16 protein-coding genes are annotated in these 21,190 nt (G+C 62.1%); 12 read left to right on the top strand and 4 right to left on the bottom strand.

Translation table 11 applies throughout. The annotated features are described in order from the left end of the window. The first annotated feature begins 27 nt into the window (after window positions 1-27). From ACXX83_RS25370 to ACXX83_RS25385, 4 genes are read left to right on the top strand one after another with little or no spacing between them, the layout of a single operon-like run. On the top strand, window positions 28-807 hold the full coding sequence (locus ACXX83_RS25370; RefSeq protein WP_217836824.1) for an efflux RND transporter periplasmic adaptor subunit: 780 nt from the start codon (window positions 28-30) through the stop codon (window positions 805-807). After that, window positions 804-2,123: an efflux RND transporter periplasmic adaptor subunit gene (locus tag ACXX83_RS25375; protein WP_458549926.1), complete on the top strand. Its 1,320-nt coding sequence runs from the start codon at window positions 804-806 to the stop codon at window positions 2,121-2,123. Before ACXX83_RS25370 ends, ACXX83_RS25375 begins: the two co-directional genes overlap by 4 nt. Beyond that, window positions 2,124-4,220 (top strand): efflux RND transporter periplasmic adaptor subunit, encoded by a 2,097-nt coding sequence (locus ACXX83_RS25380; RefSeq protein WP_458549927.1) that lies wholly within the window; start codon window positions 2,124-2,126, stop codon window positions 4,218-4,220. It begins immediately after the preceding gene. An 11-nt stretch (window positions 4,221-4,231) separates the two neighbouring features. Beyond that, the gene (locus tag ACXX83_RS25385; RefSeq protein WP_458549928.1) at window positions 4,232-4,729 is read left to right on the top strand and encodes a GNAT family N-acetyltransferase; all 498 of its coding nucleotides are present in this window, start codon (window positions 4,232-4,234) and stop codon (window positions 4,727-4,729) included. A gap of 23 nt (window positions 4,730-4,752) precedes the next feature. Here the strand turns inward: ACXX83_RS25385 and ACXX83_RS25390 are convergent, their stop codons facing one another. Both ACXX83_RS25390 and ACXX83_RS25395 read right to left on the bottom strand, forming a co-directional pair. Continuing rightward, on the bottom strand, window positions 4,753-5,064 hold the full coding sequence (locus ACXX83_RS25390) for a DUF6916 family protein (protein ID WP_102702420.1): 312 nt from the start codon (window positions 5,062-5,064) through the stop codon (window positions 4,753-4,755). A 54-nt stretch (window positions 5,065-5,118) separates the two neighbouring features. After that, window positions 5,119-5,706, bottom strand: a complete 588-nt coding sequence (locus tag ACXX83_RS25395) for a phage tail protein (protein ID WP_458549929.1) — start codon at window positions 5,704-5,706, stop codon at window positions 5,119-5,121. Between the two features lie 314 nt (window positions 5,707-6,020). Between ACXX83_RS25395 and ACXX83_RS25400 the strand changes: the two genes are divergently transcribed. From ACXX83_RS25400 to cysC, 4 genes are all read left to right on the top strand, one after another. Then, window positions 6,021-6,857 carry a sulfotransferase family protein gene (locus tag ACXX83_RS25400; RefSeq protein ID WP_217836830.1) on the top strand — a complete coding sequence of 279 codons (837 nt, stop codon included), beginning with the start codon at window positions 6,021-6,023 and terminating at the stop codon, window positions 6,855-6,857. Between the two features lie 131 nt (window positions 6,858-6,988). Further along, window positions 6,989-16,039 carry an Ig-like domain-containing protein gene (locus ACXX83_RS25405; protein ID WP_458549930.1) on the top strand — a complete coding sequence of 3,017 codons (9,051 nt, stop codon included), beginning with the start codon at window positions 6,989-6,991 and terminating at the stop codon, window positions 16,037-16,039. A gap of 44 nt (window positions 16,040-16,083) precedes the next feature. Next, entirely contained in the window at window positions 16,084-17,598 is a 1,515-nt protein-coding gene (locus ACXX83_RS25410; protein ID WP_458549931.1) for a TolC family protein, read from the top strand. Further along, window positions 17,582-18,187 carry an adenylyl-sulfate kinase gene (cysC, locus tag ACXX83_RS25415; protein WP_458549932.1) on the top strand — a complete coding sequence of 202 codons (606 nt, stop codon included), beginning with the start codon at window positions 17,582-17,584 and terminating at the stop codon, window positions 18,185-18,187. The genes ACXX83_RS25410 and cysC overlap by 17 nt, the downstream gene beginning before the upstream one ends. An 11-nt stretch (window positions 18,188-18,198) precedes the next feature. On the opposite strand, the gene ACXX83_RS25420 is transcribed toward cysC, so the two are convergent. Together ACXX83_RS25420 and ACXX83_RS25425 are read right to left on the bottom strand one after the other, a co-directional pair. Further along, window positions 18,199-18,957 carry a slipin family protein gene (locus tag ACXX83_RS25420; protein ID WP_015092956.1) on the bottom strand — a complete coding sequence of 253 codons (759 nt, stop codon included), beginning with the start codon at window positions 18,955-18,957 and terminating at the stop codon, window positions 18,199-18,201. A gap of 2 nt (window positions 18,958-18,959) precedes the next feature. Next, window positions 18,960-19,493 carry an NfeD family protein gene (locus ACXX83_RS25425; protein ID WP_458549933.1) on the bottom strand — a complete coding sequence of 178 codons (534 nt, stop codon included), beginning with the start codon at window positions 19,491-19,493 and terminating at the stop codon, window positions 18,960-18,962. A gap of 199 nt (window positions 19,494-19,692) precedes the next feature. On the opposite strand from ACXX83_RS25425, the gene ACXX83_RS25430 reads away from it, so the two are divergent. From ACXX83_RS25430 to ACXX83_RS25445, 4 genes are all read left to right on the top strand, one after another. Then, window positions 19,693-20,154 (top strand): aminoacyl-tRNA deacylase, encoded by a 462-nt coding sequence (locus tag ACXX83_RS25430; RefSeq protein WP_007975646.1) that lies wholly within the window; start codon window positions 19,693-19,695, stop codon window positions 20,152-20,154. A 138-nt stretch (window positions 20,155-20,292) separates the two neighbouring features. Beyond that, window positions 20,293-20,538: a DUF2789 domain-containing protein gene (locus ACXX83_RS25435; RefSeq protein WP_015092958.1), complete on the top strand. Its 246-nt coding sequence runs from the start codon at window positions 20,293-20,295 to the stop codon at window positions 20,536-20,538. An 82-nt stretch (window positions 20,539-20,620) separates the two neighbouring features. Further along, entirely contained in the window at window positions 20,621-20,866 is a 246-nt protein-coding gene (locus tag ACXX83_RS25440) for a type II toxin-antitoxin system prevent-host-death family antitoxin (RefSeq protein ID WP_007975643.1), read from the top strand. After that, window positions 20,856-21,137, top strand: coding sequence for a type II toxin-antitoxin system RelE family toxin (locus tag ACXX83_RS25445; protein WP_217836836.1), 282 nt, complete (start codon window positions 20,856-20,858; stop codon window positions 21,135-21,137). The genes ACXX83_RS25440 and ACXX83_RS25445 overlap by 11 nt, the downstream gene beginning before the upstream one ends. The last annotated feature ends 53 nt before the right edge of the window (window positions 21,138-21,190 follow it).

Below are 21,190 nucleotides of genomic sequence, written 5' to 3' on the forward strand. Positions count from 1 at the left end.
TCCGTTGATCCGAAAGGGAGTGCGGTCATGCGGATTTTCTGTGTGTTGGGGTTGGGATGGGTCCTCGTTGCGAGCGTTGTCCAGGCGCAAACGCCCGGGGCCGACGACCCGCTTGCGCAAATGGATGCAGGCGCCAGTGCTGCAACCAGTGCCGAGGCCCGTGGTGTATTGCGCGCCAGGGACCAGGCCGTACTGGCCAGTGAGGTCCCCGGGCGGATTGTCGAATTACCGTTCAGTGAGGGGGAATCGTTCAAGAAGGGCGATACCCTGGCGCGGTTCGATTGCTCGGCCTATCAGGCGCAGCTCAATGCCGCTCAGGCGGCCAGCCGTGGCGCTGGTGAAGAGCTGGCGCACAACCGGCAACTGGCCGCGCTGAATTCGGTCGGGCGTTTCGAAGTGGCACGTGCCGAGGCCAAGGTCAGCGAAACCCAGGCGCAGTCCCAGGTGTATCAAGTGCAGGTCAAGCGTTGCAGTGTGCTGGCGCCGTTCGATGGCCAGGTCGTCGAGCGCAAGGTACAGCGCTATGAAAGCGTTCCAGCCGGCGCGCCATTGCTGGACGTAGTCGATAATCGCACCCTGGAAATCCATCTGCTGGTGCCCTCGCGCTGGATGGCCCGACTCAAGCCCGGCCAGACTTTCAGTTTTGTTCCCGATGAAACCGGCAAGTCGTTGGACGCGACGGTCAAGCGCCTGGGCGCGCGAATCGATGAAGGCAGTCAGACCTTGCTGCTGGTGGCCAGCGTGCCTGACGCCAGCGGGTTGCTGGCGGGCATGAGCGGCACGGCGCATTTCGCGGAGTTCAAGTGAACGCGCCGTTGAGCGGCGGTGCCGAGCAGGTGTTCGCACGTTTTCTTGATCTTGAACGCCAGACCCGTGCAGCCCAGACGCCCGCCCAATTAGCTTACAGCCTGGTCAATGATGGCCAGGCACTGTTTGGCTTTCGCCATGCGGCACTGTTGATCGCCGGGAAGGTGCAGGCCGTGACCGGTGTCAGCGCGGTGGAGCCGAATTCGCCGTTTGTAGCGTTCGTCGAGCAGGCGGTGGCGCAGTTGTTCAGAGGCGAGCAGTTGCAGCAGGCACGGGTCATTGCCGCCGATGTCCTCAGCGAATCACTGCAGGCGCAATGGCAAAGCCTGTCGGCTGCGCAGGTGTTCTGGCTGCCGCTGATCGATCGCCAGGGCGAAGTGTTCGGCGGGTTGTGGCTGGCCCGGGATGTTCCGTGGAACCCTGCCGAGCAAGTGCTGCTGTCGCAACTGGGTGATACCTACAGTCACGCCTGGCAGGCGTTGCAACCGCGCAAACCGTGGCGCCTGCGCTGGACGCGTAAACGCCAGGGCTTGCTGGTGGCAATGCTATTGCTCGGGCTGTTGATCCCGGTGCGCCAATCCGTTTTGGCGCCAGCCGAAGTGGTGCCGCTCGGTGGTCGGGTGGTGGCGGCACCGCTGGACGGTGTGATAGCCGAATTCCTGGTCAAACCCAACCAGACGGTGAAGGCCGGTGACCTGCTGCTGCGCTTCGAAAGCACCACGCTCAAGGCTCAGGCCGATGTCGCCGAACGCGCCCTCGGGGTTGCCGAGGCGGAACTCAAGGCCAACTCCCAGCGCTCGTTCGCCGATGCCGAGTCCAGCTCGAAACTGGATTTGCTGGCCGCCCGGGTCGAACAGAAACGCGCCGAGCGTGACTACGCCCGTGAACTGCTCAAGCGCAGCGAAGTGCGCGCCGAGCGCGATGGCATCGCGGTATTTGCCGATGCCGAACGCTGGACCGGCAAGCCCGTGCAGACGGGCGAACGGCTGATGGAAATCGCCGATCCGACTCAGGCGCAATTGCGTATCGAACTGGCCGTGGGCGATGCGATTTCCCTGGAGCCCGGCGCTGAGGTCGCCTTGTTCCTCGACAGTGACCCGCTGCAACGGCATCTGGCCAGACTCGAACGTTCGGCCTATGAAGCGCAGCCCACGGCGGGTGGGCAATTGGCTTATCGCCTGGATGCGATTTTCGACGCGGTACCCCCGCGCATCGGTATGCGCGGCACGGCGAAAATCTTCGGTGACCGGGCGCCGCTGGCGTTGTACCTGCTGCGTCGACCGCTGGCCGGTTTGCGTCAGAGCGTGGGCCTGTAAATGAGCCTGCCCGGCCTGCGTGCCGACCTGCAATTGTCCCCGGCAGCGCCGGCGCTGGACGGCGCGCCCTGCTGGACGCTGGCCGACCCGATGCGGGGGCGTTACTTCAAGCTCGGTACCACGGCCATGCGATTGTTGCGTCACTGGTCGCTGGGTGAACCCGAGCGAGTCCTGCAAGCGGCCAATCGTGAGCCGGGATTGGCGCTGGACGCTGCGGATCTTGAGCAGTTGCTGGTGTTCTTGCGCAGCCACGACCTGATTACCGCCCTTGATCCCCAACAGCGGGCCAGTTACAGCCTTAAAGCGGCTGCCCTACGCCAGAGCCTGTGGCAGCAACTGCTGCATCAATACCTGTTTTTTCGTATTCCGCTGTGGCGTCCCGAGCGTTTTCTCAACCGTGCCTGGCCATGGCTGGAGCGCTTTGGCCCGCGGGCGCTGCGCTACGGCTTGCCCGCTGTGCTTGGGTTGGGGGTGTTTCTGGTGTCGCGGGACTGGCAGCGGTTTATCGCGACTTTTCCGCATTTGTTCAGCCTTGGCGGCGCATTGGCGTTTGGCGTGGCCCTGTTCTTTGCCAAGCTCTGCCACGAGTTCGGTCACGCGTTCATGGCCAAGCGTGCCGGGTGCCGGGTACAGAGCATGGGCGTGGCGTTCATGGTGCTGCTGCCGATGTTCTATACCGATGTCAGCGATGCCTGGCGGGTCAATGATCGCAAGGCCCGGTTGCTGATTGGCGCGGGCGGTGTGCTGGCCGAGTTGCTGTTGGCGTGCATGGCCTTGCTGGCGTGGTCGTTGCTGCCCGACGGGCCGGCTCGCACCGCGGCGTTCATGCTCGCCAGTGCTACGTGGATCACGACGTTGGTGGTCAACCTCAACCCGTTCATGCGCTTTGATGGTTATTTTTTGCTCAGCGATTTCTGGCAGGTCGATAACCTGCAAGGCCGGGCGTTTGCCTTGTGTCGCTGGCGCCTGCGCGAGTTTTTGTTCGGCTACGGTGCCACGGCGCCTGAGCCTTGGTCGCCGACAATGCAACGGCGTTTGCTGATCTGGGGGTATGGCTCGTGGTTATGGCGCGCGGCATTGTTTTTCGGGATCGCTCTGGCGGTCTACCACCTGTTCTTCAAGGTGTTGGGGATCTTCCTGATGCTGGTGGAACTGGTGTGGTTCATCTTTCTGCCCATCATGAGTGAATGGCGCCAGTGGTGGGGCCGCCGCGAGCAGGCGCATGGGCCGCGGGTGCTGCTCAGCAGCCTGGTGTTGCTCGGGCTGTTGCTGCTGCTCATCGTGCCGTGGCGCAGTGCGGTCGAGGTGCCGGTCATGCTCGAAGCGGGCCGGGTCGGCACCTTGCATGCGCCAGTGGCGGCACGGATCAAAGCGGTGAATGTGCAGGACGGGCAGTCGGTGGCGCAGGGTGATGTCCTGATCGAACTGGAGTCCCCGGATCTCGATTCGCGCCAGACCATCGCGCGCCGGGAGATCGAGATTCAGCAGTTGCAGATGCGTCGTCAGGCCAGCCGCAGCGAAACGGCTTCCGATGCCGGGATCGTCGAGCAGCGCCTGGCCGAAGCGGTCGCGGAGTACCGGGGGCTGGCGGCTCAGCGTGAGCGATTGCTATTGCGCGCCCCCCATGCCGGCACTGTGCGCGATCTGCTGCCGCAATGGGCGGTGGGGCGCTGGCTGTCGACCCGGGAGCCGCTGGCCCGGGTCGTCGAGCGCGGTGTGCGCTTGCGCGGCTATCTGGCCGAGGCAGAGCTCTGGCGCGTGGCACCGGGTGCCACCGGACGGTTTATCGCGGACGATCCGATGCACCCGGCGATTGCTGTGCAACTGAGCGAAATCGATACCAATGGTGCGGCGTTTGTCGATCAAGAGGCGCTGACTTCCGATCACCACGGGCCGATTGCCGTGCGCCGCGATCAGTATCAACGGGCCGAGCCGGTACAGGCGCAGTACGGTGCGCGGTTGATACCCCTCGAACCGGCGCCGACGCCGGTGCAGCCATTGCGTGGCGTGGTAGTGTTGCAGGGCAGCGGCGAGTCGATAATGGGGGTCGCCTGGCGGCGTATGGCGGCGCTGGGGGTCAGGGAAAGCGGTTTTTAAGGAGCGCGACGATGGCGAACAACAGTGCTGTGGCAGCCGAAGGTTTGGTGGTACGGCCTTCGCTAGCCAGTGACGGGCCTTTTTTGCAGCGCCTGTATCAATCGGCCCGACCGGACCTGCAATGGATCGACGACAGCGTGGAGGTGGTCGAGCAGGTTGTGGCCCAGCAGTTCCAGGTGCAGGAGCAAGGCCTGGGTGAAAACTTCCCCAACGCCATGCATTACGTGGTTGAGAAGCTTGGCACTGCGATCGGCGCGTTGAGCACTGATTTCGGGCCGAACGAGATTCGTGTGCTGTATCTGGCCTTTATCCCGGCGGCGCGAGGGCAGGGGTATGGGCGGGCGGTGCTGCAGGGAGTGCAGAAAGCCGCCCAACAGATTCGTTGCCCGGTGGCGACGGTGGTCTGGGCCAGCAATCCTCATGCACTTGGGCATTACCTGGCCCTGGGCTTTGCAGTGCAGGAATACAACGTCGCGGCAAAACGACTGGTGTGGTATCCGCAAGGCTGAAGGCACTGCGAGCCAGAAAAGAGTCAGTTGAAGGCGATGTAGAAGTAGCCTCGCTGCGGATCACGCCCCATAGACGGCACTCGGGAAACGAAAATGTTTTCCACTTTGCCCAGTTCCGGCAATTGCAGCGTGCATAACCCGTCCACAAAATCGGTCGGGACCAGACTGTTGAGCTCGACACTGAATGGCATGCGCTCACTGTTGCGCATGCGAGCGCGGGGTGAGTCCTCAAGGTGTTCGATCTGCACCGACAATTCGCTGCCGTCGGGCAGGCGTAGGGCGACGGTCTGACCCAGCAGGGTCTGGAAATGATGGCTTTGAACCGCTTGCAACATGATCAGGCTCCGAAAAGTGAACAGTGCCGGGGGCGCGCGGCCCCCGGCGAACCCTCAGCCACGCGATGGAAAATACCCTTGCAGAGCGATGCTGAAGTTGATGACCAGGAACGGGTTCATCACGCTCATGGGCTGGGTCCCGCCAGTGGAGGCAATCTCTCCGGTGACGGAGGTGCTCACGCCCTGAAGCGCCACCGCCGTTGCCCCTTGTTGATCCGAATAGATATTCGCCGTACCCGGTCCGCCACTTGAAGCGCCGATGAACGAGTTGGTTGCCGTTGGCACGTTCACGGGATTGCTCGAGGGGTTGGCCAGTTGCAGGGTCGTGGTGGCAGTCAGTCCGGACAACTGGTGGGTGTGGTTGGGCATGTTGCCGATGGTCGCGGTGACGTTTTCGGTACCGGAAATCTCGCCAATGGTGCGCGTGCTGAGATTGGTGCCGGTGCCCTGGGCCATCGGTAATCGGCCTTGCAGGTTGGGTAGCATGAAGGTGCTCTGGCCGTCGCCGCCGTAGTTCACGCCAATCAGCGAGAACAATGCACTCCATTGCGCAATGCTCAACGTCTGGCCATTGCAAAGGGCCCAGTTCTGGGGGGCGAAATCAAAGGCGAAAGGCTGGATAGTGCCAATAAATACTTCCATGAATCCTCATCCTTCAGGTTGGTGGTTGGCGCGCCACGCGGCTGCCAGACACTGGGGGTGTCGACTCCTTTTCCTTACGTGGCTCGGTCACGCCACGCCACAGCGTAGTCGTAGATTGTGGGTGTCGTGGCGAGGCTGTGTTTGCCCGATGGACGCTCCCCAACGCTGTCATCGCTAAAGTCCTTCACTGGTTGCGCAAAGCTCGGTTTCAAGCCGGTTTAGCTTCAAATTGATATCAAAGCACCACTAGTCGAAACTTCATCGATCGACTACGCTTTGTCCTACAAAAGGACTAGCAAAAACGGTGAAGGGACTTGCACCATTTTCATTTCATTTCCGGCTTGCCGCGCTCGGGCTCGACCCTGCTTTCTGCAATCCTTTTGCAGAACCCGCGTTTCCATGCCGGAATGACCAGCCCCGTGGGTTCCCTGTTTTCCGGTGTTCTGGACCAGTGCAGCGCTGGCAGCGAGTTCGGCGCGGTGATCGATACCGACATGCGCCGACGCCTGTTGCGTGGTCTGTTTGATTCCTTCTACGCCGACAAGGCCGACAAATCGGTGGTGTTCGACACCAATCGCCTTTGGAGCGCCAAGCTGCCGGCCATCAACGATCTGTTTCCCAAGGCCAAGGTGATTGCCTGTGTGCGCAACGTCGCCTGGATCATGGACAGCATCGAGCGTCTTTACCGCGCCAATCCCTATGAAAACACCAAGCTCTTCGGCGATGCCGTCGAGCGCAACACCGTCTATAGCCGTTGCGAAACCCTGGCCCAGCGCAATCGCCTGGTGGGTTTTGCCTGGGCGGCGCTCAAGGAAGCCTATTACGGCGAGCACGCCGATTCCTTGCTGATCATCGACTATGACTTGCTGACCCAGGCACCGGAGCGGGTGTTGCGGCTGGTCTACGACTTTATCGACGAGCCCTGGTTCGAGCACGACTTCGAGCACCTGGCGTACGACGCCCCGGAATTCGACCAAGCCCTCGGGGTAACCGGCCTGCACAAGGTCAGGCCCAAGGTTGCCGTACAGGCCCGGCGCACCATCCTGCCGCCGGATCTGTTCAAGCAATACTCAGACTTGTCCTTTTGGCTCGATGGCTCTGCCAGCGCCGCCAACGTCATTCGTATGAAGTCCGACGCCGCGAACATTTGATCGCGGCGTTTTTCATTGATGCGTTACGTACATTCGTTCGAGTTCGGGTGAGCAGCATGTGGTGGAGCATTTTTGGTGGGGCAAAGGCAAAGTCACGGGTAACCGAAGGCCAACGGACGCCAGCGGCGCCCATGATCATGTCCCTTGAACCGCGCATGCTGTTCGACGGTGCAGTCGCCGCCACGGTGGCCGATACCGCCGCTCAGGCCGACAGCCATTCCACAGCCGATGCTGCCAAGGCGCCGATCGCCGATCACCCGACGGCTGGCAAGGATACCCCCGGCCAGGCCGATGCCACACCGGCGGCCAGTCCCGTTGCGGTGCCGGGGCAGAGTGTGGTGTTCGTCGACTCCCGGGTGAAAGATGCCGACAGCCTGCTCACAGGCGTCGCCCCCGGGACCCAGGTCGTGAAACTCGACGCGGGCAAGGATGGGCTGCAACAGATCGCCGACTACCTCGATCAGCACCAGGGTATCAGCTCGGTGCAGATCATCGCCCACGGCAACGTCGGCGACCTGTGGCTGGGCGACAGCTATCTGTCGGCCGACAACGTCGCCGCCCGCAGCGCAGTGCTGGCGGAAATCGGCAAGGACATCAACGCCGGCGGCGACATCCTGATCTACGGCTGCTACACCGCCGAAGGCGAGCGTGGCCTGAGCTTTGTCGATTCGCTGGCGCAAATGACCGGCCGCGATGTAGCAGCTTCGAACAACCGTACCGGCGTGGGCGGTGACTGGGATCTGGAAATCGTCACCGGCAACATCGAGAGCGCCAACGTCCTCTCGACCACGGCCATGAGCGACTATCAGTGGGGCCTTGCCACCTGGACCGCCACCAACAACGCCAACACCGGCGTCGGTTCGTTGCGCGCGGCGATCGCCTCGGCGCAGAACGGCGATATCGTCACCTTCAACAGCAGCATGACGGTGCAGTTGACGTCCGAGTTGCTGATCAACAAGAACATCACCGTTGATGGCGACTTGAACAACGACGGTGCGGCTGACGTGATTCTCGACGGCCAGTACAGGACCCGAGTGATTGAAGTGACGTCCGGCAGCACCGTGACCCTCGATGGCCTGGTGATCACCCGTGGCCTGGTGTCGGGTACGGGCGGCAACGGTGGCTACGGCGCCACGGGCGCGATGGCCGGGGGGATTTTCAACGCCGGGATTCTGACCCTGAAAAACGTTACCGTGACCTCCAACGCCGCTTCTGGTGGCGGTGGCGGCGGCGGTGTCACCGGCGCTTTTTACGGCGGTGGGGGTGGCGGTGGCGGCGGTTTGGGCGGCCAGGGCGGCGGGCATGGCGGTTCGGCAGGGCCGGGCACCGGCACATTGGGCGGCCAGGCGGGCGGCGGCGGTGTCGGTGGTTACGGCGGCGGTTATGACGCCACCCACATGGGCGGTCGCGGCGGTACCACCACTGGCGGGGCTGGCGGCATAGGCGTTTCCTATTACAGCAACGGCGGTAACGGTGCGACGGCCACCAATGGGACGATTTCCATTGGCGGTGGTGGCGGCGGAGCCGGTTGGGACAAGGTGGGTGGCGCCGGTGGCAATGCGGTGGGCGGGATCTACAACGCCAGCAGCGGCACCCTCACCATCGTCGGCACCTCGACCATCAGTAACAACATCGGCGCTGGTGGCGGCGGTGGCGGTGGCGGTGGCCAGGGCAGCAATGCCAGCAATGGCGGCCTGGGCGGCCGGGGCGTCGGTGCGATCTGGAACAAAGGCACGCTGCTGATGACGGCCGCCAACTTCGCCGCCCTGGCCGGTAATGCCGCGGCCAGTGGTGCAGGCGGTACCGCGCAGGGCGGAGGTACATCCGGTACCTCGCCGACCTCTGTCGCGACCCTCTACAACGACGGTGGCATACTCGACACCGCCTATGCACCGCCACCGACCGCGACCATTGTGGTCGCTGACACCACACTGAGCATCGGTGAAACGTCCTTGGTAACCATTACCTTCTCAGAGGCGGTGACCGGTTTCACCAATGCGGATCTGACCATTGCCAACGGCACCTTGACCGCGCTAAGCAGTGGTGATGGCGGCATCACCTGGACAGCAACGTTCACGCCGTCCGCCAGTATTTCCGATACGACCAACGTCATCACCCTGGACAACACAGGGGTGATAAACGGTCTGGGCACCGCCGGCGTCGGCACCACTAACTCCAACAACTACACGGTCGACACCGTGCGCCCGACCGCAACCATCGTGGTGGCGGACAATGCGCTGAGAGTCGGCGAAACCTCCCTGGTGACCATCACCTTCAACGAAGCGGTCAGCGGTTTCACCAATGCCGACCTGACCATTGCCAACGGCACCTTGACCTCGGTGAGCAGCAGCGATGGCGGCATCACCTGGACGGGGACTTTCACGCCGAGCGCTAGCATCACCGACACGACCAACCTGATCACCCTGGACAACACCGGGATCAGTGACCTGGCGGGCAACGCCGGCAGCGGCACCACCGATTCGAACAATTACGCCATCGATACCGTGCGGCCAACGGCGACCATCGTGGTGACAGACAATGCGCTGAGAGTCGGCGAAACCTCGCTGGTGACGATCACCTTCAGTGAAGCGGTCAGTGGTTTCACCAACGCCGACCTGACGATTGCCAACGGGACGTTGAGTGCAGTCAGCAGCAGCGACGGCGGAGTCACCTGGACCGCCACCTTCACACCCTCCGCGAGCACCACCGACACGACCAACCTGATCACCCTGAACAACACCGGGGTTAGCGATCTGGCGGGCAACACCGGCAGCGGCACCACCGATTCGAACAACTATGCGATCGATACGCTTCGTCCGACTGCAACCATCGTGGTGGCGGACAATGCGCTGAGAATCGGCGAAACCTCGCTGGTGACCATTACCTTCAGCGAAGCAGTGAGCGGTTTCACCAACGCCGACCTGACCATTGCCAACGGGACCTTGACCGCGGTGAGCAGCAGCGATGGCGGTATAACCTGGACCGCGACTTTTACCCCGACCAACAGCATCACCGACACGACCAACCTGATCACCCTGGACAACACCGGCGTCAGCGACCTGGCGGGCAACGCCGGCAGCGGTACCACCGACTCGAACAATTACGCCATCGATACCGTGCGGCCAACGACAACCATCGTGGTGACGGACACGGCGCTGAGAATCGGCGAAACCTCGCTGGTGACGATCACCTTCAGTGAAGCGGTCAGCGGTTTCACCAATGCCGACCTGACCATTGCCAATGGCACCCTGACCGCGGTGAGCAGCAGTGACGGCGGCATCACCTGGACCGCGACCTTCACACCTTCCGCGAGCATCAACGACTCGACCAACCTGATCACCCTGAACAACACCGGGGTCAGCGACCTGTCGGGCAACGTCGGCAGCGGCACCACCGATTCCAACAACTACGTCATCGACACGGTGCGCCCGACCGCCACGATTGTACTGGCCGATACAACACTGACGGCGGGCGAAACCTCGCTGGTAACCATCACCTTCAGTGAGGCGGTCAGCGGTTTCACCAATGCCGACCTGACGATTGCCAATGGCACCCTGAGCGCGGCGAGCAGCAGCGACGGCGGGATCACCTGGACCGCGACCTTCACGCCAACCGTCGGCGTGAATGACTCGAGCAACGTCATCACGCTGGCCAATACCGGTGTGACCGACCTGGCCGGCAATACCGGTAGCGGCACCACCAGTTCCGGCAACTACACCATCGATACGGTGCAGCCAACGGCCACCATCGTGGTGGCCGACAATGCGTTGAAAATCGGTGAAACGTCGCTGGTGACCATCACGTTCAGCGAAGCCGTCAGCGGTTTCTCCAATGCCGACCTGACCATCGCCAACGGTACCTTGACCTCCGTCAGCAGCAGCGACGGCGGTGTCACCTGGACCGCGACCTTTACGCCAACCAGCACCATCACCGACGCCACCAACCTGATCACCCTGGACAACAGCGGCGTGCAAAACGCCTCGGGCAACGCCGGTAGCGGCACCACCGATTCCAACAACTACGCCATCGATACCGTACGCCCGACAGCCACCATTGTGGTCGCGGACTCGGCGCTGGCGGTGGGTCAGACATCGGTGGTGACTATCACGTTCTCCGAGGCGGTGACTGGCTTTACCACGGCCGACCTGACGGTGAACAACGGTACCCTGAGCAATCTCAGCACCAGCGACAACATCACTTATACCGCGACCCTGACGCCGACGGCGGGCATCACTGATGCAACCAACCTGGTCACACTGGACAACAGCGGTGTGCAGGATGCAGCGGATAACACCGGCAGCGGCACCACCGACTCCAATAACTTCGCCGTCGACAGCCAGCGCCCGACGGCCACCATCGTCCTGGCGGACGCGACCCTGAGTGCCGGCGAAACTTCACTGGTGACGATCACCTTCAGCGAGGCGGTGACCGGTTTTGACAACAGTGACTTGAGCATCGCCAACGGCACGCTCAGCGCAGTCAGCAGCAGCGACGGCGGGATTACTTGGACCGCGACGTTTACGCCAACCGCAGGCATAAGTGACGCCAGCAATGTCATCACCCTGGCCAATACCGGCGTTACCGACATAGCCGGCAACACCGGCAGCGGCACCACCAATTCCGGCAACTACACCATCGATACGGTGCTGCCGACGGCGACCATCGTGGTGGCCGACAATGCGTTGAAAATCGGTGAAACGTCGCTGGTGACCATCACGTTCAGCGAAGCCGTCAGCGGTTTCTCCAATGCCGACCTGACCATCGCCAACGGCACCTTGACCTCCGTCAGCAGCAGCGACGGCGGCATCACCTGGACCGCGACCTTCACCCCGACCAGCGCCATCACCGACACCGGCAACGTCATCACCCTGGACAACAGCGGTGTGCAAAACGCCTCGGGCAATACCGGCAGCGGCACCACCGATTCCAACAACTACGCCATCGACACCGTGCGTCCAACGGCGACCATCGTGGTGGCGGACACGGCGCTGAGCATCGGCGAAACCTCGCTGGTGACGATCACCTTCAGTGAAGCGGTGAGCGGTTTCACCAACGCCGACCTGACCATCACCAACGGCACGTTGACCGCGGTGAGCAGCAGCGACGGCGGCATCACCTGGACGGCAACGTTCACGCCTTCGGCGAGCATCAACGACACGAGCAACCTGATCACCATGGACAACACCGGGGTCAGCGACCTGTCGGGCAACGCCGGCAGCGGTACTACCGACTCCAACAGCTACGCCATCGACACGGTTCGCCCAACCGCCACGATCGTGCTGGCCGATACGACGCTGAGCGCCGGTGAAACCTCGTTGGTAACCATCACCTTCTCCGAGGCGGTGAGCGGTTTCGACAACGCCGACCTGTCCGTGCCCAACGGCACGTTGAGCGCGGTCAGCAGCAGCGACGGCGGCATCACCTGGACGGCGACCTTCACACCGAACGCCGCGATCAACGACACGTCTAACCTGATCACCCTGGACAACACCGGCATCGCCGACCTGGCCGGTAACGCCGGCACCGGCACGACCAACTCCGCCAATTTCACCATCGACACCGTGCTGCCAACCGCCACCATCGTAGTCGGCGACAATGCCCTGAACGTCGGCGAAACCTCGCTGGTGACCATCACCTTCAGCGAAGCGGTGAGCGGTTTCAGCAATGCCGACCTGAGCATTGCCAACGGCACCCTGAGCGCGGTGAGCAGCAGCGACGGCGGCGTCACCTGGACGGCAACCTTTACACCCACCGCCAACATCACCGACGCCAGCAACCTGATCACCCTGGACAACAGCGGCGTGCAGAATGCCTCCGGCAACGCGGGCAGCGGCACCACCGATTCCAACAACTACGCCATCGACACCGTGCGCCCGACGGCGACCATTGTCGTGGCCGACAACGCGCTGGCCATTGGTGAAACCTCGCTGGTGACGATCACGTTCAGTGAAGCGGTGACGGGCTTCACGACCGCCGACCTGACCGTGGCCAACGGCACGCTCAGCGGCTTGAGCACTGGCGACGGCATCACCTGGACGGCGACCTTTACGCCGAGCGCCAGCATCACCAACACCAGCAACGTCATCAACCTGGACAACAGCGGGATCGCTGACTTGGCGGGTAACGCCGGCAGCGGCACCACCGATTCGAACAATTTCAGCATCGACACCCTGCGTCCAACCGCGACTATCGTGGTCGCCGACCCGACCTTGAGTGCTGGTGAAACGACCCTGGTGACCATCACCTTCAGTGAGTCGGTGACCGGTTTCACCAACGCTGACCTGACCGTGCCCAACGGCACGTTGAGCGCGGTCAGCAGCAGCGACGGCGGCATCACCTGGACGGCGACCTTCACACCGAACGCCGCGATCAACGACACGTCCAACCTGATCACCCTGGACAACACCGGCATCGCCGACCTGGCTGGCAACGCCGGCACCGGTACGACCAACTCCGCCAATTTCACCATCGATACCGTGCTGCCGACGGCCACCATCGTGGTCGCCGACAACGCCCTGAACGTCGGCGAAACCACGCTGGTGACCATCACGTTCAGCGAAGCAGTCAGCGGTTTCAGCAACGCCGACCTGAGCATCGCCAACGGCACCTTGAGCGCGGTGAGCAGCAGCGATGGCGGCGTCACCTGGACGGCGACCTTTACACCCACCGCCAATATCACCGACGCCAGCAACCTGATCACCCTGGACAACAGCGGCGTGCAAAACGCCTCGGGCAACGCCGGCAGCGGCAGCACCGACTCCAACAACTACGCGATCGACACCGTGCGCCCGACGGCCACCATCGTGGTCGCCGACACTGCCCTGAACGTCGGCGAAACCTCGCTGGTGACCATCACCTTCAGCGAAGCGGTGAGTGGTTTCAGTAACGCCGACCTGACCATCGCCAATGGCACCCTGAGCGCGGTGAGCAGCAGCGACGGCGGCATCACCTGGACGGCCATCCTGACACCGTTGACGGCTATCACCGACACCAGCAACCTCATCCAGCTCGATAACAGCGGTGTCCAGGATGCGGCGGGCAACGCCGGCAGCGGCACCACCGATTCGAATAACTACGCCATCGACACCCAGCGCCCGACCGCGACCATCGTCATGGCCGACACCGACCTGCGTCCCGGCGAAACGACCCTGGTGACCATCACCTTCAGCGAAGCGGTCAGCGGCCTGGACAGTTCAGACCTGAGCGTCGCCAACGGTACCTTGGGCGGGTTGAGCAGCAGCGACGGTGGCGTTACCTGGACCGCGACTTTCACGCCGACCGCCAGCATCACCGACACCACCAACCTGATCACCCTGGACAACTCCGGTGTCACTGATGCGGCAGGCAATACCGGAAGCGGGGTGACCCATTCGGCGAATTATCTGGTGCAAACCAGCGTGCCGACCGCCAGCATCGTGATCGCCGACACCGCGCTCAAGGCCGGCGAAACGACCCTGGTTACCATCACCTTCAACGAGGCAGTCAACGGTTTCACCAATGCCGACCTGACCGTCGCCAACGGTACATTGAGCAATGTCAGCAGCAGTGACGGCGGCATCACCTGGACAGCAGCCTTTACGCCAGCCTCGAACGTGACCGACGCCAGCAACCTGATCACGCTCGACAATAGCGGCGTGGCCAACACGTCGGGCAATGCGGGGGCGGGCACCACCGACTCGAATAACTTCGCCATCGACACCGTACTGCCGACGGCGACCATCGTTGTTGCCGACGCGCAGCTCGGCATTGGCGAAACGACCACTGTGACTATCACCTTCAGCGAAGGGGTGAGCGGTTTCGACCTGTCGGACATCAGTGTTGCCAATGGCACGCTGTCGAACCTGAGCAGCAGCGATGGCGGCGTGACCTGGACCGCGACCCTGACGCCGACCGCCAATGTCAGCGATGCAACCAACCTGATCGTGCTCGACACCGGTCGAGTGCAGGACGTTGCCGGCAACTTCGGTGCAAGTATCGCTATCTCCAACAACTTCGCGCTCGATGCGACCCGGCCAACGGTGAACATCGTGGTTGCCAACCCGAACCTCGGTATCGGCCAGACCACCACGGTGACCTTCACTTTCAGCGAGGCCGTCAGCCACTTCGATCTGTCTGATTTGAGCGTGACCAACGGCGAGCTGAGCAATCTCGCCAGCAGCGATGGCGGCAAGACCTGGACGGCGACGTTCACGCCGACGGCCAATGTCACCGACCCAAGCAACTTCATCGCCCTGGACACCGGCAACGTCACCGATCTGGTGGGCAACACGGGCAACACCGTGGCGGTGTCGAACAATTACACCCTCGACAGCGAACTGCCGACCGCCACCGTCGTGGTCGCCAATCCGAACCTGGGCGTGGGCCAGACCTCGCAGGTGACCATCACCTTCAGCGAAGCGGTCAGCGGTTTTGATTTGTCCGACATCAGTATTGCCAACGGCACCTTGTCCGGCCTGAGCAGCAGCGACGGCGGCAAGACCTGGACGGCGATGCTGACACCGAACGCCAACATCAATATCGCCAGCAACGCGATCATCATCAACCGCGCCGGTATCAGCGACATGGCCGGCAACAGTGGCAGCGGCGTGAGCCAGTCCGACAATTTTTTCATCAACACGGTGCCGACCTCATCGGTTGTCGTCGTAACGGTAGACCCCGAGTTCCAAAGCAGCACCCCGGTGACGCTGCCCGATGTGCCTAACGTGCCGCTGCAACCGACCATTTTCACGCCTCCGACGGGCAACCTCACTTCACCATTGACCTTCCAGCCGTTGTTCGAGCAACGGGTGATCGGCAACGGCATCCGGCCGTTGGGCGATATCTTCATGAACCACGGCGCATTGACCCCGAGTTTCATCGCGCAGGTTTTCAGTAGCAATGACGGTGGTGGCGATGGTTCGGGGCATGGTTTCCTCGGATTCGGTGGCGGCGATGGCGGTGTGTTTGGCACCAGCACGCTATCGAGCCTGTTCAATCAGGACAGCAGTAGCGAACGCGATTCGTTGAACGCCTTTGGCAGTCAGTCGATCAAGTCCGGCGATGTTTCCCAAGGCCTGCGCGGGGTATTTGGCGCACCGACCCTGGGTCAGCAATTGCAACAAATCAAAGACAACGAGCAGCAGCAGGTCGACAAGCTGGCCGCCGCTCTGAAGCTGGCCGGCATCAGCGAAATGCAGGCCTGATGAGAACTTTCACTTTTGATGCGGCACCCAGGGGCGATGCAAGGATGAAAAAAAGTCATAAGTTGTTCGGCGCCAGCCTGCTGGCACTGGCGATGAGCGGATGCGCAGTCACCAGTGAGCCGATCGAACGCAGTGTCAGTGAGCAGCGGGCCAAAAGTGACCTGCAAGCCATGTACAAGGGGCAGGAGCCCCTTGGCGGCCCGTTGACCCTGCACCAGGCCATGGCCCGTGCGGTGAAGTACAACCTCGAAGGCCGGTTGAAAATCATGGAAGAGGCCCTGGCCAAGCGTCAGCTCGACCTCGCCAGTTTCGACATGCTGCCGCGCATGGCGCTGGACGCCGGATACGTGGGGCGTAACAACGTCAATGCCTCCAGCAGCCAGAGTGTGCGCACCGGCACGCAGTCCCTGGAACCTTCGACCTCCCAGGACCGCGACCGTGATGTAGCGGACCTGACCATGGTCTGGAACGTGCTCGATTTTGGTGTCAGCTACATCAGCGCCAAGCAGCAGGGCGACCAGCGCCTGATCGTTCAGGAGCGTCGGCGCAAGGTGATCAACACCATCGTCCAGGACGTGCGTTCGGCGTACTGGCGGGCGATGGCCGCCGAACGCCTGCTCACACAGATCGACAGCCTGATGGCGCGGGTTGAAACCGCGCGCAACAACAGCCAGAGCATGAGCCAGCAGCGCATTGGCGACCCGGTGCAGGCCCTCGGTTATCAGCGCTCGCTGATCGAGGCGACACGGCAACTGGAAGAGCAGCGCCGTGCGTTGTCACTGGCCAAGACCGAGCTGGCAACCCTGATCAACCTGCCGATGGGCACGGAGCTGACCCTGGCGACCGATAACGGTTATGAGATTCCCGAGCTCAAGGTCGACCTGGCCAGCCTCGAACTGGAAGCCCTGACCAGTCGTCCGGAACTGCGTGAGCAGGATTACCAGACCCGCATCAGCGCAGCCGAAACTCGCAAGGCCATGTTGCGCCTGCTGCCGGGCCTGGAGTTCTCCGCCGGCGGACATTACGACAGCAACTCGTTCCTGGTGGAGCAAGGCTGGGCTGATTACGGCGTCAAAGTCACCTGGAACCTGTTCAACGTGATCTCGGCTCCGGCGGCGATCGACGTAGCCAAGGCCGGTGAAGAAGTCGCCACGGCGCGCCGTCAGGCGATGTCGATTGCGGTGCTGGCGCAGCTGTATGTGGCCAATGCCAACTACCGCGAGGCCCTGCGCCAGTTCAAGACCAATCAGCAATTGTCGGACATCGACGGGCAAATCGTCGGTCAGTTGCGCAACCGTCACCAGGCGGACGGCATCGGAGAGCTTGATCTGATCCAGGGGGAACTCAACACCTTGCAGGCCGATCTGCGTCGTGACCTGTCCTACGCGGATCTGCGCAACGCCTATGGGCAGATTTTCGCCAGCGCCGGTCTCGACCCGCTGCCGGATCAGGTGCAATCGACGCAAGTCCAGTCCATCGCCACGGCCCTGGCCAACCGTGAAGCGGCCTGGGCGGCAGGTGATATTACGGTGCCGGTGGCGCATGTCCCGGTGCGCTGACGTGAAGGCCCCGACCGCCAGCGTAAGCCGGGCTCAGCGCGAGCGACGCAACGGTCATCGCGGCGCGGCGATCCTGCTGACCGGCCTGCCGGCCGCAGGCAAGTCGACCCTTGCGCAAGCGCTGCACGCCGAGTTGTTTGCTCGCGGACTGCAGAGCGTGGTGCTCGATGGTGACGGGCTGCGGGTGGGGCTCAACCGAGACCTGGGCTTTGGCGACAGCGATCGTCAGGAGAACATCCGCCGTGCCAGCGAACTGGCATCGTTGCTGGTGGAGAACGGACAAATCGTGATCCTGGCGATGATCGCGCCCTTGGTGGAGTTGCGTGACGTGTTCGCCCGGCGACTCGGTGATGACTACCGGGAAGTCTGGTGCAGCGCGGCCCTGGCGGTGTGCGAGCAACGTGATCCGAAAGGTCACTATGCCCGTGCCCGACGGGGTGAGTTGAGCGGCTTTACCGGGGTGTCTGCGCCGTATCAGGCGCCGGTCGATGCGGCGCTGGTGCTCGACACCGGGGTACATACGGTCGAGGCCTGCCTTGATCGACTGCTGACCTGGCTCGCTGAATCCGAAGTGCTGCCCAGGTCCTGACCGATCGGCGTTCAGGGTTTCGACGACAAGTCAGCCATGCCCTTGAGCAACTCGATCGGCAACGGAAAGACGATGGTCGAGCTCTTGTCGCCGGCAATCGAACTCAGGGTCTGCATGTAGCGCAGTTGCATGGCCCCCGGTTGGCGGCCCAGCATTTCGGCGGCCTGCATGAGTTTTTCCGAGGCCTGCAATTCGCCTTCGGCGTGGATCACCTTGGCGCGCCGTTCCCGCTCGGCTTCGGCCTGCCTGGCAATGGCGCGGATCATCGATTCGTTGAGGTCCACGTGCTTGATCTCGACGTTGGCGACCTTGATGCCCCAGGCGTCGGTCTGGGCGTCGAGCACTTGCTGGATGTCCAGGTTCAACCGTTCGCGTTCGGCCAGCAGTTCGTCCAGTTCGTGTTTACCCAGCACTGCCCGCAACGTGGTTTGCGCCAATTGGCTGGTGGCGGCCAGGAAATCCTCGACCTGGATAATGGCCTTCTGCGGGTCGAGCACGCGGAAATACAGCACCGCGTTGACCTTGACCGACACGTTGTCGCGGGTGATCACGTCTTGCGGCGGCACGTCCAGCACCACGGTGCGCAAGTCAACCCGAACCATCTGCTGGACCACCGGAATCAGCAGGATCAGGCCGGGCCCTTTGACCTGCCAGAAGCGCCCGAGCTGGAACACCACCCCGCGCTCGTACTCGCGCAGGATGCGGAACGTCGACCCCGCCAGTGCGATGAGCAACAGCAGCAGCGCGACAAGACCCAATTGCAAACCCATGACTATTCTCCGCCCGGCGCCGCGTCAGCCGCGGCCACTTGCAGCAGCAAGCCCTTGCGCCCCACCACCCGCACCTGTTGTCCGGGTTGCAGCGGCGTCGCGCTGAGCACTTGCCATTGTTCTCCTTGCAAATGAATCCAGCCGCCATAGGCGTTGCCGGCCTGCAATGACGTCACTGCCGTCACGCTACCGAGCAGCCCGGCATCACCGCTGACGATGTGGCGCGGTCGGGTCTTCAGGGCGTGAATCACCAGGTAGATCAGTAGCAGCGCGCTGACCACTGCCAGGCCGATCATCAACGGCACGGGCACTTCGGTGTTGGACAGGATTACCGCGCCGATCACGAACATCACGATGCCGCCCAGGCCGATCACGCCGTAATTGGGCAGGGCTGCCTCGGCGATCAGGAATGCGATGCCGAAGGTGATTAGCCAGATCCCGATGGGATTGGGTACCAGCAACACAACCGTGTCGGCAGCGAAGGCCGATCCGCTCAACGCCAACAGCAACGCAACTGCACAACAACGCGTGTTCACATGACCCTCCGGGAGAGTCGTGGAATGGCTCTGAGTACAGTTTAGTTGACCCTCGCCCTGTATGAATTTTGCTCAATTGTTGTCGTCGGCCGATGGGCGGATTTCCCACCGGATCACGCCGGCGGGCCTAGACTTTTACTACGCAAGCAAAGCTTTAACCATCGTCTGCCAGCAATCACGGCGGACACCGAGGTGCATCATGCGTATGGCAAGAACTGTGCAGCGAAGCCTGGAAAAGGCTCAATGCGAATATGACATCGTCAGCCACCCCCATTCGGCCAGCAGCCTCGAAACGGCGCGGGTCGCCGGTATTCCTGCCGAACGGGTGGCCAAATCGGTGATCCTCGACGATCACCATGGGCACTACCTGATGGCCGTGCTGCCCGCCAGCCGTCACCTTGACCTGAGCAAGGTCCGCAGCAGCGGTGAGTGGCAGGTTTCCCGCGAAAGCAACCTGGCGCACCTGTTCGACGATTGCGAACGCGGTGCCGTACCGGCGCTGGGTGAGTCCTATGGATTGGAAGTGGTCATCGACCCGCTGCTGACCCGGCAGAAAGACATCTATCTGGAGGCCGGCAACCACGTCAACCTGGTGCGCATGGACATGCCCGAGTTCCTGAAAATGGTGCCGCATGCGGAGGTGCGGGAGTTGAGTCATTGAGTTTTGTTTCGTCAATGCTGACGTCTTCGCGAGCAGGCTCGCTCCCACAGGTTTTGTGATCGACACAGATACTTGTGGGAGCGAGCCTGCTCGCGATGACCGCGCAGCGGTCCCCTTATAAACTCACCGGAGTTCAACATGGAAAGCCCGACCCACAACCTGCCATCCCTGTTCAAACAACTCGGCCTGCCGGACGACGCCGAAAGCATCGATAAATTCATCGCCACCCATTCACCGCTCAAACCGGAACTGCACCTTGCGGATGCATTTTTCTGGAGCCCGAGCCAGGCGGAGCTTCTGCGTGAAGAGATACTCGATGACGCAGATTGGGCGGAGGTGGTGGATCAACTGGATGTGATGTTGAGGAAGGGGCGGGGGGTGTAAATAACGGATAGGCGGCGGTTCACAGAGGTTGCTCTGATCGAACTAATTGACCAAAATTAAGACCTTATTTGAGGTCTTAATTATGCAAAATGTTTTGGCCGATATGGCTGTCAGCGTGTCTGAACTAAAGAAAAACCCCTCTGCCGTTTTGAATGGCGCCCATGGAGGGCCCGTCGCGGTGCTCAATCACAATCGCGTCATGGGCTACATGGTTCCTGCCGATGTGTTCGAAGCCATGATGGAGCGCCTTGATGATTTGGAGTTGGCGGAACTCGTGCGTTCTCGTCGTCATGAAACGCCGATCCCGGTAACGCTGGATGACTTATAAGCTCGAATTTCTCCCGTCTGCACGCAAAGAATGGGACAAGCTGGGGCACACAGTGCGTGAGCAATTCAAAAAGAAGCTGTCAGAGCGGCTTGAGGTGCCTCGAATCCAGTCTGACGCGCTGCATGGCATGCCTGACTGCTACAAGATCAAGCTGAGGTCATCGGGATATCGACTCGTCTACGAGGTGATAGATGAGCGCATTGTTGTTTCTGTCGTTGCAGTAGGAAAGCGCGAACGCAGTGAGGTGTATGAGCGCGCCAGTAAACGTTGAGGGCTCTCGGCAGGTCGCTGTTACGTAATTGTTTCAAAACTTGACGGAAAATC

It is taken from the genome of Pseudomonas sp. GNP012 (genome assembly GCF_054343835.1).